The sequence below is a fragment of the Dysgonomonas reticulitermitis genome, from assembly GCF_054601275.1.
Map to the genome: position 1 here is coordinate 1 of NZ_BAAHWU010000036.1, position 15,040 is coordinate 15,040.

The 15,040-nt window shown below is 39.8% G+C and carries 12 protein-coding genes; 3 read left to right on the plus strand and 9 right to left on the minus strand.

Features of this window, described 5'->3' with window-relative positions:
* Positions 1-397: 397 nt before the first annotated feature.
* Positions 398-2,332, minus strand: coding sequence for an ABC-F family ATP-binding cassette domain-containing protein (locus tag ACYPZI_RS11985; RefSeq protein ID WP_459601899.1), 1,935 nt, complete (start codon positions 2,330-2,332; stop codon positions 398-400).
* A 158-nt stretch (positions 2,333-2,490) separates the two neighbouring features.
* On the opposite strand from ACYPZI_RS11985, the gene ACYPZI_RS11990 reads away from it, so the two are divergent.
* From ACYPZI_RS11990 to ACYPZI_RS12000, 3 genes are all read left to right on the plus strand, one after another.
* Positions 2,491-3,273, plus strand: coding sequence for a prephenate dehydrogenase/arogenate dehydrogenase family protein (locus ACYPZI_RS11990; protein ID WP_459601901.1), 783 nt, complete (start codon positions 2,491-2,493; stop codon positions 3,271-3,273).
* Positions 3,274-3,489: 216 nt separating this feature from the next.
* Positions 3,490-4,272 carry a pyrroline-5-carboxylate reductase gene (gene proC, locus ACYPZI_RS11995; RefSeq protein ID WP_459601903.1) on the plus strand — a complete coding sequence of 261 codons (783 nt, stop codon included), beginning with the start codon at positions 3,490-3,492 and terminating at the stop codon, positions 4,270-4,272.
* Between the two features lie 4 nt (positions 4,273-4,276).
* Entirely contained in the window at positions 4,277-5,200 is a 924-nt protein-coding gene (locus tag ACYPZI_RS12000) for a glycosyltransferase family 2 protein (RefSeq protein ID WP_459601905.1), read from the plus strand.
* A gap of 1 nt (position 5,201) precedes the next feature.
* Here the strand turns inward: ACYPZI_RS12000 and ACYPZI_RS12005 are convergent, their stop codons facing one another.
* The 8 genes from ACYPZI_RS12005 to ACYPZI_RS12040 form a co-directional block, all read right to left on the minus strand.
* Complete coding sequence (locus tag ACYPZI_RS12005; protein WP_459601907.1) at positions 5,202-5,984, minus strand: TIGR02757 family protein; 783 nt, start codon at positions 5,982-5,984, stop codon at positions 5,202-5,204.
* A gap of 77 nt (positions 5,985-6,061) precedes the next feature.
* Positions 6,062-7,762 (minus strand): tetratricopeptide repeat protein, encoded by a 1,701-nt coding sequence (locus ACYPZI_RS12010; RefSeq protein WP_459601909.1) that lies wholly within the window; start codon positions 7,760-7,762, stop codon positions 6,062-6,064.
* Between the two features lie 121 nt (positions 7,763-7,883).
* Entirely contained in the window at positions 7,884-8,741 is an 858-nt protein-coding gene (locus tag ACYPZI_RS12015) for a mechanosensitive ion channel family protein (protein ID WP_459601911.1), read from the minus strand.
* 86 nt (positions 8,742-8,827) lie between these two features.
* Positions 8,828-10,585: an aspartate--tRNA ligase gene (gene aspS, locus ACYPZI_RS12020; RefSeq protein WP_459601913.1), complete on the minus strand. Its 1,758-nt coding sequence runs from the start codon at positions 10,583-10,585 to the stop codon at positions 8,828-8,830.
* Positions 10,586-10,600: 15 nt separating this feature from the next.
* On the minus strand, positions 10,601-10,891 hold the full coding sequence (locus ACYPZI_RS12025) for a putative quinol monooxygenase (protein ID WP_459601915.1): 291 nt from the start codon (positions 10,889-10,891) through the stop codon (positions 10,601-10,603).
* A gap of 134 nt (positions 10,892-11,025) precedes the next feature.
* Positions 11,026-11,847, minus strand: coding sequence for a tetratricopeptide repeat protein (locus ACYPZI_RS12030; protein WP_459601917.1), 822 nt, complete (start codon positions 11,845-11,847; stop codon positions 11,026-11,028).
* Between the two features lie 81 nt (positions 11,848-11,928).
* Entirely contained in the window at positions 11,929-12,747 is an 819-nt protein-coding gene (locus ACYPZI_RS12035) for an MBL fold metallo-hydrolase (RefSeq protein ID WP_459601919.1), read from the minus strand.
* Between the two features lie 562 nt (positions 12,748-13,309).
* Entirely contained in the window at positions 13,310-15,016 is a 1,707-nt protein-coding gene (locus tag ACYPZI_RS12040; protein WP_459601921.1) for an acyl-CoA dehydrogenase family protein, read from the minus strand.
* Positions 15,017-15,040: the final 24 nt, after the last annotated feature.

Here is a 15,040-nt window from a genome sequence, read left to right on the forward strand (position 1 = left end):
GTCGACCTTTTCGTCATTGCGAACGGAGTGAAGCAATCCAGAGTATTGATTATTAATGGATTGCTTCGGGCGAACCCTCGCAATGACGTGCGACAGTCAACAGTCAACAACTCGTACCTCGTATCTCATCTACTCATAACTTTTTAACTAAAAAGTAACAAATTTCTACAGTCATCAGTCAACAATTAGTTACAAGTTACTGTCGCTTTGCGCCATTTTCAAATTCGCTAATTTTCAAATTTAAAATCGTATCTATAGATAAAACTAACGCCGGACAATGTTTCACTCCTCTTCTTCACTTTTTTGATGCGGTTACCCTGAAAGGAAGCATCTTCCTTTTTACAAGATTTTTCACTTCGTTCAAAATGACAAAAAGTATAGAACATTAATTTTCAATTTAATTCATATTTGAAATGTTTTCCAGTTCCGTCGTAAGTTCCTCCCATTTGGCCATATCGCCTTGTAGCTCTTTATTCAGCTGTCCGTGCCGTTCAAAGAGGATCGTGTCGGCAGTTCCTTCGGGGGTAGCCAACCGGTTTTCTATTTCGCTTATTTCTGTTTCTTTATTCTCTATCGCTTCTTCCGTTTCGGATATTTGTTTTTCCAGTTTCTTTATCTGGCGGCTCAACTCCTTACGTTCTTCATACGAAAGTTTGTTGGCAGACTCTTCCTGTATCTCGCTTTCCTGTTTTTTGAGGGAAGATACTTCGAGCTCTTTGAGGCTATCCATTTTCTTTCGTTCCAAAAACTCGTAAATTCCTCCAAGATGTTCTTTCACCTGCTGATTGCCAAACTCGTATACCTTATCTACCAGTCCGTTCAGGAAATCACGGTCATGCGAAACAACTATCACTGTGCCGTCGAACTCTCTTAAAGCTTCTTTCAATACATCTTTCGAACGCATGTCGAGGTGATTGGTAGGCTCGTCGAGAATCAGCAAATTGACAGGCTCAAGTAACAGGCGTATCATTGCCAGACGGCTTCGCTCTCCTCCCGACAAAACTTTAACCTTCTTATCAGAGGCTTCTCCCCCGAACATAAATGCACCTAAAATGTCACGGATCTTTGTGCGGATATCGCCGGTGGCTACATAGTCGATAGTTTCAAAAACGGTATGGCTTTCGTCTAACAGCTGCGCCTGATTTTGAGCAAAGTATCCGATCTTTACATTGTGACCTAATTCCAACTTTCCTTTGAAATCTATCTCATTCATGATACATTTCACCAGTGTCGATTTTCCTTCACCGTTTTTCCCTACAAAAGCTACTTTATCGCCACGATGGATGGTTAAGGTAACATTTTTGAAAATAAGATGATCTCCGTAGCTCTTCTCTACATTGTCTGTTATAACAGGATAGGAACCCGAACGTGGCGCGGGTGGAAATTTCAGGTTCAACATAGCGTTGTCCTCATCATCTACTTCCAATCGCTCCAGTTTGTCGAGTTGCTTGATACGCGATTGTACCTGTACCGACTTTGTCGCCTTATATCGGAAACGCTCTATAAATTCTTCAGTCTTCTGTATCTGCTTCTGTTGGTTTTCAAAGGCTCGCATTTGGTGTTCGCGGTGCTCTTTGCGAAGCTCTACATATTTCGAATACGACACTTTATAATCATAAATCCGCCCTAACGATATTTCGATAGTACGTTGTGTAACAGCATCCAAGAATGCGCGGTCGTGCGATACCAGCATTACGGCATTGGCACGGGTGGCAAGGAATGTTTCGAGCCATTGGATCGACTCTATGTCGAGGTGATTGGTAGGCTCGTCGAGTAATAGCACATCGGGACGTTGAAGCAGGAGTTTAGCCAGTTCGATACGCATACGCCAACCTCCACTGAATTCACGGGTAGGACGCTCAAAATCGGAACGTTTAAAACCGAGACCTGTCAGCGTTTTTTCGATTTCTGCCTGAAAGTTGTTTCCTCCCGACATTGTAAACTGTTCGTACAAATAGGTGGAACGCTCTATCAGGTTATGATATGCTTCCGATTCGTAATCGGTACGTTCGGCCAACTGTTTATTTACCTCTTCCAACTCAATCTCCATTTTATGGATATGTTCGAAAGCCAGCGATGCTTCCTCAAATACGGTATTCCCTTCATTGAGTGTCATGTGCTGGGGAAGATAACCTATGCTGACATCTTTGGGTAAAGATACATTGCCGCGTGTAGGCTGTTGCAATCCTGCAAATATTTTGAGCATAGTAGACTTGCCCGCTCCGTTCTTCCCAACAAGGGCAATCCTCTCTTTCTTATTTAAAACAAATGATATGTCGTCAAAAAGTGTAAAACCTCCAAATTCGACTGTTAGTCCTTCTACTGAAATCACAATTAATCTGTTTATTTTTATGACTTTCTTGTCAATCAAAAAGTCAGGTAAAATATCTGTTTAATGTGCAAAATTAAATAAATTAAAAGGAAAAAGGCGCTGATTAGCTTTTTATTTACCCGACAAGATTTATCTTTGCACGAACAAAAAACAAAACGATGAAAATTTTGATACTCGGAGCCGGAAAAATGGGCTCTTTTTTTACAGATGTATTGAGCTTCGACCACGAAGTAGCTGTGTTTGATATTGAACCTAAACGACTCAGATTTGTATACAATGTGGTGCGAATGAGCAATCCCGAAGAGATAAAGGATTTCAATCCGGAAATAGTTATCAATGCCGCAACTATAAAATATACTATCGATGCATTTGAATTGGTACTTCCGTATCTGAGCGAATCATGTATACTATCTGATATAGCATCTGTAAAAACCGGATTAAGAGAATATTATAAGAAAGTTGGCAGGCCGTTTGTGTCTTCTCACCCAATGTTCGGGCCAACGTTTGCAAGCCTGTCTGATCTGAGTACACAAAGTGCAATTGTAATATCCGAATCGAACCATTGGGGTAAAATATTCTTTAAAGATTTGTATAACAGTCTTAATCTTAATGTGTTTGAATACACGTTTGAAGAACATGACGAGACGATAGCTTATTCGCTGTCTATTCCGTTTGCGTCTACCCTGGTTTTTGCTTCGGTGATGAAACCGCAAGATGCTCCGGGAACAACATTCAAGCGTCATATGGATATTGCACGAGGCTTACTGTCGGAAGATGATTATCTTTTGACAGAGATCCTTTTCAATCCATATACTCCGACACAAGTAGAAAGTATCCGCGCAGAGCTGAAACAGCTTCTGGAAATTATAGAGAAAAAGGATAGTGCGGCTATGCTGAAATTCCTGACTAAGGTGCGGGAAAATATAGCTGATAAGAAATAAGCACAATGTAACATTTTGGCTTTTTTTGCCCTAAAAAGCCAGGACGACTTTCATATTTAATGAAAATTCTTAGTTGGAGCCTTATAAGTTTTTTAACTTTGTTTCGAAAATAATTTAAGCATGAAACGAAGCATGATTTTTGTCAAATTACCAAAGTCCATGATAATAAAAATCATGTGAGTTCCATATGGCAATTAAAATCAAAATTATTATCATATGAAAATATCAATTATAGGAGCCGGTAATATGGGGGGGGCCGTAGCCTGTGGTTTGGCTGTCGGCGGAAGTGTTTCTCCAAAGGATATTACAGTTATCGATCATAAAGGCAAGAATGTAGAACGCCTGAAAGCGTTTTGTGAAAAATTGAATGTTGTAATTGCCGATTACTCGTCACTTTCTGAATCTGATATTGTAATCGTAGCCGTTAAACCATGGATGATAGAAGATGTTTTGACAACACATAAATCATTGCTGAACGCGAAACAATTGGTTGCTTCGGTTGCTTCAGGTATAACTTTGGATCAACTGCGAGAATGGACAAATCCCGATCAGCCCGTTTTTCGTATTATGCCTAATACGGCAATATCGGTTTGTCAGAGTATGACATACATTGCTTCGCGAGGAGCAAGCGGGAACCAGATTCAGCAAGTATGCGAAATCTTTGCTGCTTTAGGCAAGGCGGAACAAGTGGATGAAAAGCTCTTTCCGGCTATTACCTCCCTCACTTCATGTGGGATCGCTTTTGCTTTTCGTTATATAAGAGCCGCGATGGAAGGTGGAATAGAGATGGGCATTTATCCCGAACAGGCTAAGAATGCTGTTCTACAAACACTCAGAGGGGCTATCGAGTTGCTGGAAGCAAACGGAACTCATCCCGAAGTTGAAATAGATAAAGTAACTACGGCAGGAGGCATTACGATTAAAGGGCTGAATGAAATGGAGCATGCAGGTTTTACTTCGTCTGTGATAAAGGGTTTGAAGGCCAGTAATGTAAAGTAGAGGAATGGGAATAGAGGTAAGTGTCATTATTGTAAATTATAATACATCTGAATTATTGGACAATTGTATTGATTCAGTGCAATTGAAAACAGAGGATGTCGATTATGAGATAATAGTAGTAGATAATAATTCTGAAAAAGGATCACTCGATCATCTTATCAAAAAATACCCTACGGTAAACTTCATTTTTTCGGAAGAAAATTTAGGATTCGGCCGTGCAAATAATCTGGGTGTTTCCTATGCTAACGGGAAATATTTGTTTTTTCTGAATCCCGATACCCTTCTAATTAATAATGCAATATTGATTTTGCTAAACTATATAGAAAATGATTCTCAAGTGGGCATCTGCGGTGGAAATTTGTATGAGGAAGATTTAACTCCGGCTTTATCTTATTATGAAATGAGCCCTTACTCAAGATACACTCAAGAGTGGCTTACTCTTTTAGGCCTAAGTCGTCCCAAAAACTATCACGATGACAACCGGATTAAAGCGGTTCGGGCAATAATCGGAGCAGATTTGCTTATAAGAAAAGAAGTCTTTGATACATTAGGTGGTTTCGATCCAGACTTTTTTATGTATTTCGAAGAGCTATATCTTTGTAACAGAGTTAGAGAATCAGGCTATAAAATTGTTGCGATTCCCGAAGCTCAAATTATTCATATAGGAGGTGCTGCTGCCGAAAACAAAGATGAAGAGCTTCACAAATGGTCATATCAAGAACATTGGTATAGCAGATTTATTTACTTTCATAAAACAGAAGGACGGTCTAAAACCACATTGATATATTATGGACATATTCTTAAATTGAAGATTGCCACTCTTGTTTATTCAATAAAAAAATCTCCTGAAAAAATCGATTATTGGAAGAAAAAATCGGAAGTGCTGAAGAAAACATATTCAAGATATTGTCAATACCTGAAAAGGTAAGTCATTCTATTATACATTTTTCCTCTATCGAGATACCGAATAAGGCAAAGTCATATTTAGCCGGATCTTCCGGATCGAGTATTCTCAAATTATTTGTAAGTTCCACCGCTGCTTGCCAATCCGGTTTGTCTCTTCGAAGCAGGCCTGTTTTGCGGGCTGTACGTTCTACATGAAGATCCAGCGGACAGATAAGCTGAGATGGCTTTATCCTAGTCCAGATACCGAAATCTACACCCTTGTCATCTTTCCTTACCATCCACCTCAGAAACATATTCATCCGTTTACAAGCCGATTTTTGCACAGGAGAAGGGATATGTTTACGGGTTCGGGTTGGTGCATCGGGATATGAAAAGAAATATGAACGAAAGTGATTCAACCCTGATTCTACATCCATATTTTCTTTAGGAAAGAAGGCTACTTCAAGGCTTTTATGATTCGAATAATGCCTTTGCATAAACTCAATACAATAGAGCAAATCTGTATCGTTGAATGTCCGATGCTTAAAATTCAGGAGCTTTTTCAGATCGGAATCGCTATGCCCTGTGATGAAATCGTAAGGAGCATTGTCCATCCTTTGAGCCAACTCTTTGCATTTATTTATAATAGTCTTTCGCTGCCCCCATGCGAATATGGCAGCGAAGAAACCCATTATCTCCTTGTCTTGCTTGAGTTCGAAACTATGAGGAATACTGACCGGGTCGTTGGGTATAAAATCAGGTGTATTATACTGCTCAACTTTTTTGTCGAGAAAATCTTTTAATCTTAATACGTGTATATTTCCCATATTTAATACTTTGAAGGATGAAGTTATAAAAAAATAGCCCGGCTTTATACCAGGCTATCTCCTTTTATGATCACTTTTTAGAATAATAGATTTCTAATGTCGCTGTTTGCTAGATATTTAGCAAATTCAACATCATTAGCTATATCCAATTTTGAAGCGCCTTTGTCAATAGCTGATTTTAAATTTCCAGCCACGCCGGCAGCATTATTTGTTCTTGCAGCTACAATAGCAGCCAAATAATAAGATGTAGCATCTTTGCCCGGAACTACATCTAATGTTTGTTGAGCTTTATTGTAATTTTTTGTCAATATCTGAGCCAATGCCGCATTGTTTGATTTAGTATCGCCAAACGATTGTGCTGCTCTGTTATAGTCACCTTTTTGGATGTATAACAAGCCTAAAGTTTCACCCAGAGAGTTTGAGCCTGCTGCATTACCTAATAGTTGTTCGGCTTTCGCTGTGTTCCCTTCCGACAAAGAGATCAGTGCAAGGTTCATATTTGCCTCAGGTGCGCGAGACGATAGTTGAGCTGCCTTGTTAAAAGCCTGTATTGCTTTAGATGTTTGTCCATTTTGGAAGTAGTATGCACCAAGATTATTCCATCCACGATAATCGTTAGGGAATTTTTGTGTGATAGCAGTATATACTCTTTCTTTTGAGACGCCGTCCAAGTTAGCTGCATAAAGCAATTCTTCCACAGCTAGTTCAGAGATACCATTTCCTGTTGCAGCAATTTTCAGTTCTTCATCTGTTTTACCAATTACTTCTACATTAGCCATCAAGCGGGAGCGCCGAAGTTTAGGTAAAATAGTTTCAGCCAAATCACTGTACACTACCGAAATATTTTTAATTTCTTTTTCTCTGGTTTCAGGATCGGGATACATAGACAATACTCTTAATACAAGGTCTTTGTCCTGAAGGCTGGATGCCTGTACCAATTTTTGGAATCCGTCCCAGTCCTGGGCTGTGTATTTTGAATTAATTTCAACATCCAAATTATTTTTCTTAAAGTCTTTGCTTAGATATCCGGAAGTGTTCTTTTCGCGTTGTTCCGCTAATTTATCATTCAATTTATAACCTCCATCAGGAGAAGCATATGCAGATACCTCAATATTTACGTTCTTACGTTCGTTTTCGTCGGCTTCTTTTACAAGATCTTTCCATGCGTTCAGATTAGTAGAGTTGAGTTCACTTGAACGTAATTCAGCTTGTTGTATAAGGAACATGATGTCTGCATCATACGTTTCTTTGATTATGCGTTGGAACGCGTCAGGTGCTACAGCTGGAGTTGATGTAGCTGCGCTTGCCAATGCCGGGGTTGCAATTACCCCATCGGCAATTTTAACATCCGAAAATCCTAATATTTGTTTGTTACCTCTGAAGAAATCGAAGCGAAGAAATAGTTCGGATTTTTTCATCGCAGGGGTGTAATCAAATTCGGATTTCATTGTGATTGTTCTTCCTGCTTCGTAAGGAACAACAATTCCATTTCCGGCTACTTTTTCACCCTGATATGTATAGGCTGTGCCTAGAGCTTCTCCATTTTGATATTTCAAAACAGGAGTTACTACAATCGTAGTATTTTTTTCGAACCATTTAGCGGGAAAGCGTCCGTCTATAGTAACCGGAACTTTGTTTGCCACAAGTTCAAGGGGTGATGGAGTAGTGGTAAACAGCGAATTAGATAAAGGTGGTAAGTTTTTTTTACTACAAGATGTCGCCAATACAGCAGCAAGAGCAACCACCGATAGAATTAGATGTAAATTCAGTCTCTTCATAGATTTTTTGAGTTAATAGATTTATTGTTATTTTTTATTTGGACTTCCTTTATACAAAGCTAATTTTTTTATTTCTGATATTAAAATGCTTTACTTCAATTTTAATTATTCATTACTTTTTTTAATCTTTTAGTAATTTGACGCTTAGCGAAGATGGTGTATAAATACCTTTTTCGCTAAGGATGGTATATATTTTTTCGTTAAGGGCAACGTTTACGGTCGCATAATCACCACTATTTACCCAAACCCGTATAGTAACATCGATAGAGCCATTGTTTACAAGAGTTAATCCCACAAATGGTTGAGGAGTTTCCTTTATCAGAGTATCCTCTTTTATGATAGATAGTAATGTGTTTTTTATATCTTCAATATTGATTCCATAGTTTATGTTGAATGTAATATCCACCCGTCTTTCCTTTTGTGCGGATATATTTGTTATTGTGCCGGTCGATAGTGGGCCATTTGGCACGTATATGGTCCGGTTATCAGCAGTCAGAAGGATTGTGTATAGTATTCCTATCGATTGTACTGTTCCGTCTATGCTTTGAGCAATGATTCTGTCTCCGACTTTGAATGGTTTATTTACCAACAGCATAACTCCTCCGGCAAAATTGGAGAGATTTTCTTTCATGGCCATACCAATGGCAAGTCCTGCCGCCGCAAGTACCGCCGCGAATGACGTCGTCTGGATTCCCAGTATATTTACAATGATAAGGAATAAAATTATTTTAAACGTTATGCTAGCCAGACTATCGAGAAAACTTATGACGGTTTTTTCAACTTTTCTTCTGGCAAGGAAACGATTGATGAATTTACGTAACCAGCTTATAATCCATCGCCCGATAATAAACACAACAAAAGCAGCGAGAAGTTTCAACCCTAATGTTAGGGCATGGTCAAACAATTGGTCAAAAAGTTGATCTAATTTGGATAACTTCACTTCGGAAGAAATATCTTGGGGGAGAATGTCAAGTAGCATATAAATGAGATTTAAAGATTCAAAGATTCAAAGATTGTTGACTACTAACTACTAACTACTAACTACTAACTACTGACTACTAACTACTATCTTTCTTTTATGTCTATCCTGAGATTTAGTTCGTCTAACTGTTCCTGATCGATGACCGATGGCGCGTCTATCATGACATCCCGCCCCGAATTATTTTTAGGGAAGGCGATACAATCCCGGATACTGTCGAGCCCTGCAAATAAAGAAACAAGACGGTCAAGCCCAAAAGCCAAACCTGCATGTGGAGGCGCTCCGTATTTGAATGCATTCATCAAGAAACCGAACTGGGCTTGAGCTTTTTCTTCGGTGAATCCCAATACCCGGAACATCTTTTGTTGCAATTGGCTGTTGAAGATACGCACAGAACCGCCTCCAACTTCTACTCCGTTGATCACCATATCGTAGGCATTGGCCCGTACAGCACCCGGATCAGAATCGAGCAAAGCTATATCTTCGTCTTTAGGGCTGGTGAATGGATGATGTTTAGCAAAGAAACGTCCTAACTCTTCATCTTTTTCCAATAGAGGAAAATCAATAACCCAAAGACAATTGAATTTGTTTTTGTCACGCAATCCAAGTTGTTCACCCACTTCAAGACGAAGCTCGCATAATTGTTTTTGAGCTTTTTCTGTTTCACCACATATAATAAGAATGAGGTCTCCCGGCTCAGCCTGGCAGCGCTCCGCCCATTTTTTCAGATCATCCTGATTGTAGAATTTATCTACAGATGATTTTAGTGACTCATCGGCTTCGTAACGCACATAGACTAAGCCTTTAGCTCCTATTTGCGGACGTTTTACGTAATCAGTAAGCGCATCCAGTTGTTTACGGGTATATGTCGCAGCTCCTTTGGCACATATCGCTCCCACATATTCAGAAGAATCAAAAACTACGAAATCTTTTCCGGTAGTAAGGTCTTTGATCTCAACGAACTCCATACCAAAGCGTGTGTCCGGTTTATCCGATCCATAATATTTCATGGCATGCGCATAGGTCATGCGCGGAAAATCGGGTATCTCAATATCTTTAACAGCTTTGAACAGATGTTTGGTCAAGCCTTCGAACATGTTAAGCACATCTTCTTGATTGACATACGACATTTCACAGTCTATTTGTGTAAATTCCGGTTGACGGTCGGCACGCAAATCCTCATCACGGAAACATTTTACAATCTGAAAATAACGATCGAAGCCCGATACCATCAACAATTGCTTGAATAGCTGAGGCGATTGAGGTAAAGCATAAAACTCACCCGGATTCATCCGGGAAGGAACAACAAAGTCGCGTGCACCTTCGGGTGTAGAGCCTATCAGAACAGGAGTTTCTACTTCCAAGAATTGACGTTCGTCCAAGTAACGGCGTGTTTCGAATGCTATCTTGTGACGAAGTTCCAAGTTTTTACGTACTGTATTGCGACGCAAATCCAAATAACGGTACTTCATACGGATATCGTCACCACCATCGGTTTCATCTTCGATAGTGAATGGCGGAACATCGGATGTATTAAGTACAACCAGCTTATTTACAACAATTTCTATTTCGCCGGTTGGAATATTCAAATTCTTGCTCGAACGCTCTTGTACAGAGCCTGTTACTTGTAACACATACTCACGTCCAAGTTTATTCGATTGTTCGTATAGGTCCGCGTTCACATCTTTGCTAAATGCCAATTGTGTGATTCCATAGCGGTCGCGCAGGTCAACAAAAGTCATTCCTCCTCCCAGTTTGCGTACTCTTTGTACCCATCCGGCAAGGGTTACTTGTTTATTCGCATCCTTCAGGCTAAGTTCTCCGCACGTATGATTTCTGTACATAATATTTTGTCGTATTTAGTAAACTTGTTTAATAATATCCACAGCCAGACTATCTACTTTGCCTTCTATAGCCTTGACAAAGGCTTTGAAGTGAGCGCTTCCGTTATGCAGATCTATTGCCGACTGGGATTTCCAGACTTCGAGGATCGTATATTTCAGCGGATTTTGGCAATCCTGATGAAGATCGTACGAAATGTTTCCGTCTTCTTTACGTGTTTCATCCACCACAGTGTGCAATATTTCTTCCATCTCTTTCCGGTATGTAGCTTTTACTACAATAGCAGCGATAATCTTTAATTCCGTCATATTGTAAATATTAGTGTTTTAAGGCTACAAAAATATAGATTTTATTTGTGTTTCGTATACATTTTACGCTAATGTTTAAAACAAAAAAGCACTATACTTGGCTGTATAATGCATTTTTTGTAGTTGTATATATTTTATTTACACAAACGGAGAAAATCGGATACGATAGATTCGCTTACACCATTTTCCTGAGCTTTCAGAAAATCTTCTTTAGCCATTCGTTTATCGTACTGGGCTAACCGCAACTGCCCTCTGAGTATATAAATCAACGGATCGCTGATTCCGAGTTCCAAGGCTTTGCTGATATCTTCGTTTGTTCGCGCCAATTTATTCAATTGCAGGTAGCATTCGGCACGGTTAAAATAAAGCTCTGCGTTCGATTTGTTTTTGTATATCAGATCGGTATAGTATTCTTCGGCCTCCTTCCAGTTGCCTCTTCTTTTCATTATAAGGGCTATTCCCATTTTACCCTGAAGGCTTTCGGGAACAATGGAGACTATTTTTTCAAAATCGTCTTCGGCAGATAACAATTCTTTGTTGTAAAGATGCAATAAACCGCGACGATACAGGGCATCCAGATCGTTAGGATCGGAGAGTAGTATGGCATTATAATCCTTCATCGCCTCTCCGTATTCTCCCATTTCACAGTATAAGGCAGCCCGGCTTTGTCTTAAAAATATTTTCTCAGGATATCTATCAATGGCAATATTATAGGAGACAAGCGCTTCGTCAAACTTTCCTAAATTACGCTGTATTGTTCCCAGGTTTACCATCAACATAATGTTGTTAGGATTGGCCGGTTCTTTCCGCAAAGCTGCTTTTAGGGCCTGTTCGGCAGAAAAGTAGTCTTTCTTATCCAGATAATCCATCGATTTGGTTACCATTTCTTCATATGTTTGGGCTGAAAGCATGGTAGCGCAAAGAAGGAGGGAGATTATAACAAATATTTTTTTCATTAATTATGGTAAATGTTGCTGCAAATGTACCTTTATTTAACTTATCCGGTAAAGCTATATTGCCTAAAAAGAATTAAAAAACTATAGGCAAGCTTTAAAATTGTTATTCAGTTTTTTTACTTTACTTGTAGTATGTACCGAATCGTGGCAATAAATAAGCGTATAGTTCTCCTTTTCTGCCTCTATAAGAAATCGTTGCTTTTCTTTTGCTGAAGTTAAAGCGCATATGTCATACGCAGAAATCCATTCTAAAGGAACGTGTGCGGAGGTTGGGATTAAATCGCCGGGAAAGGTGTATGTACCATGATTTTCAATTTCTATATAGGCAACGAGTTGTCCGGCGCTATGCCCGTCAAATAACCTTAAACTAAATCCATTGCATATTTGAATATCATCAGTTACCAGATTTAATAGCCCGGCTTCATTTATTGGCATAATGTTTTCGGCAAATATTGAATCTTCTTCCAACAGATTGGGGCTTTGGAAGTTTTCCCATTGTTTGAGGCTTAACCAATATCTGGCGTTTTTGAAAGTTGGTACTATGTTCCCATGTTCATCTTTCCGGGTAGCATGCCCGCAGTGGTCGAAATGGAGGTGAGTCAATACGACATCGGTTATTTCCTCCGATCCGTACCCCAGATCGTGAATCGCATCTTCTATATTAATTAACGAATAAGGCTGATAATAAGATGTCTTATCGAGAAATTTGTTACCCATTCCCGTGTCGATGAGTATTTTCCTGTCGTTGGATGTAACTAAAGCGCATCGCATGACTAGAGAGCATAGGTTTTCATCGTTCGACGGATATTTGCGCGACCAGGCACGCTTGGGTATAGCGCCAAACATAGCCCCTCCGTCTGCCATAATATATCCACTGTCAATTATATCGATTTTGTGCATAACGTTTCTTAAATACAGGACTAAGATACAAAGAAGGGACGGTTTCACAACTATCCCTTCCCTTCTTAACACTAATATAAAACTAACATATACTATGATAAAAACAGGTAAAAAACCAACTAAACAATCTATCTAACACACTATGAAAAAAGTAAATCTATACCTGTTTTGATAATACAACGTCATTTATAATATCTTTGTTCAGAATTTATGCATTTATTTTTTCTATCGAAAGTGAAGGGGATGACAGGCAGGCTGCCCAAACGGGAATACTTGCCGTACAAAGAGCTTAAATCCATCGCTTCAATAATACGGTTTACTACGCGTACAGGATCGGTATCAGGGATTAACTCACCTAAAACAAATTATCGTTGGTAGTGCAGGATTTAAACATTATATTTGCTCTATGTGATGACACTTAAAGATACAAATCTTTAAGCACATTGGCAAGTCTTCGTTTAGAGAAATGAGGACTTGCTGCTTTTTTATACAACGCAAAAAAAGGCCATCTCAAATCTATTTTGAGACAGCCTCTTTTCTGCTATATCAAAATCAACTTTGACTACTGTATCTTAAAGTACCCAAGATCTTCACGGTCAAAACCCATCACGTAAGAATGCATCTTATTTACTTCTGCCTGACCGTAGCTTACATATACCTCAGCTGAACGACGGAAGCTTTCATTCTTATTTGCATCCTGCAGTAGCAGGTATCCAAGAACACAATGCGCAGCGGATTCTACGAGACGGCGTGCATGGAAATCAAGATATTCCTGATCTTTCAGTTCAGTAACCTTAGCCACTATTTCTTCATGCTTAGCTGTCATTCCGACCAGCTTTTGTTTCAGATCTTCCAGTTCCGGTTTATACTCTATGGCTTCATATTCCCGGATTTGTCCGATATATGTACCGGTGGTGACGTGGCGTATAGCAGCAACCACCTGCAACTGTGTCGTACCTTCATATATGTTGGTGATACGTGCATCACGATATAATCGTTCGCAAGTATAATCTTTCATAAAGCCCGAACCGCCATGTATCTGGATAGCATCGTATGCATTCTGGTTAGCATATTCTGTTGTCATACCCTTACCCATAGGAGTGAAAGCGTCTGCCAACTTGCTGTATTTTTTCATTTCCTGACGTTCTTCCGGCTCTAATTTGCGTTCGCGGCTAATATCTTCTAAAGCCTTGTACACATCTACAAAACGGGATGTTTCGTATAACATCGAGCGTGATGCATCAGCTTTAGCCCGCATCAGTGCAAGCATTTCGTATACAGCAGGAAATTCGATGATTGCTTTTCCAAACTGTTTGCGTTCCTGGGCATAAGCATAACCTTCGCGATAAGCAGCCTCGCTGATACCTGTGGCCTGTGCCATGATACCAAGGCGGGCACCGTTCATCAAAGCCATTACATATTTAATAAGCCCTAGTTTGCGATCGCCGCAAAGCTCGGCTTTGGCGTTTTTATATACCAATTCGCAAGTAGGAGAGCCTTTAATACCCATTTTATTCTCTATGCGGCGAACATCAACACCTCCGTTGCGTTTGTCATAAATAAACATAGAAAGTCCACGGCCGTCTCTTGTCCCTTCTTCCGAACGGGCTAATACCAAGTGGATGTCAGCATCTCCATTAGTGATGAAGCGTTTCACACCGTTTAAGTACCAGCAATCGTCTTTCTCGCTATATGTTGCTTTCAACATAACTGCCTGAAGATCTGAGCCTGCATCAGGTTCGGTCAAGTCCATCGACATGGTTTCTCCGGCAGCAACACGAGGTATATAACGTGCGTGTTGCTCTTCATTTCCAAACTCATACATTGTTTCCGCGCAATCTTGCAAAGCCCATATATTACCGAATCCGGCGTCGGCATCCGATACCATTTCAGCAGCCATCACATATGGAGTGATAGGGAAATTCAAACCGTTGTAACGGCGAGGCATTGTTATGCCCATCAAACCGGCTTTGCGTACAGCATCAAGATTTTCTTGCGTGCCGGATGCATAGGTGACACGCCCTTTGCTGACTGTCGGGCCATCATGGTCAACACCTTCCGCATTCGGAGCGATGGTATTGGCACAGATTTCACCGACTATTTCAAGCACTTTTTCGTAGCTGTCCATAGTATCCTCAAAATCTACAGGAGCATAATCGAATTTATCTTTGTCCGCATAATTGCGTTCTTTCAGTTCTACTATTCGCTTCATCAACGGATGGTGAAGATGATGCTTCAAACTGGGATTGTCTATATAAAAATTGTCCATAATTTTTTAGTAGTTAGAAGTTGG

Excerpts from the sequence above, each read along its gene's own strand:
- ACYPZI_RS11990 (WP_459601901.1), top strand. The coding sequence starts at position 2,491 with ATGAAAATTTTGATACTCGGAGCCGGAAAAATGGGCTCTTTTTTTACA.
- proC (WP_459601903.1), top strand. The coding sequence starts at position 3,490 with ATGAAAATATCAATTATAGGAGCCGGTAATATGGGGGGGGCCGTAGCC.
- ACYPZI_RS12000 (WP_459601905.1), top strand. The coding sequence starts at position 4,277 with ATGGGAATAGAGGTAAGTGTCATTATTGTAAATTATAATACATCTGAA.
- ACYPZI_RS12005 (WP_459601907.1), bottom strand. The coding sequence starts at position 5,984 with ATGGGAAATATACACGTATTAAGATTAAAAGATTTTCTCGACAAAAAA.
- ACYPZI_RS12010 (WP_459601909.1), bottom strand. The coding sequence starts at position 7,762 with ATGAAGAGACTGAATTTACATCTAATTCTATCGGTGGTTGCTCTTGCT.
- ACYPZI_RS12015 (WP_459601911.1), bottom strand. The coding sequence starts at position 8,741 with ATGCTACTTGACATTCTCCCCCAAGATATTTCTTCCGAAGTGAAGTTA.
- aspS (WP_459601913.1), bottom strand. The coding sequence starts at position 10,585 with ATGTACAGAAATCATACGTGCGGAGAACTTAGCCTGAAGGATGCGAAT.
- ACYPZI_RS12025 (WP_459601915.1), bottom strand. The coding sequence starts at position 10,891 with ATGACGGAATTAAAGATTATCGCTGCTATTGTAGTAAAAGCTACATAC.
- ACYPZI_RS12030 (WP_459601917.1), bottom strand. The coding sequence starts at position 11,847 with ATGAAAAAAATATTTGTTATAATCTCCCTCCTTCTTTGCGCTACCATG.
- ACYPZI_RS12035 (WP_459601919.1), bottom strand. The coding sequence starts at position 12,747 with ATGCACAAAATCGATATAATTGACAGTGGATATATTATGGCAGACGGA.
- ACYPZI_RS12040 (WP_459601921.1), bottom strand. The coding sequence starts at position 15,016 with ATGGACAATTTTTATATAGACAATCCCAGTTTGAAGCATCATCTTCAC.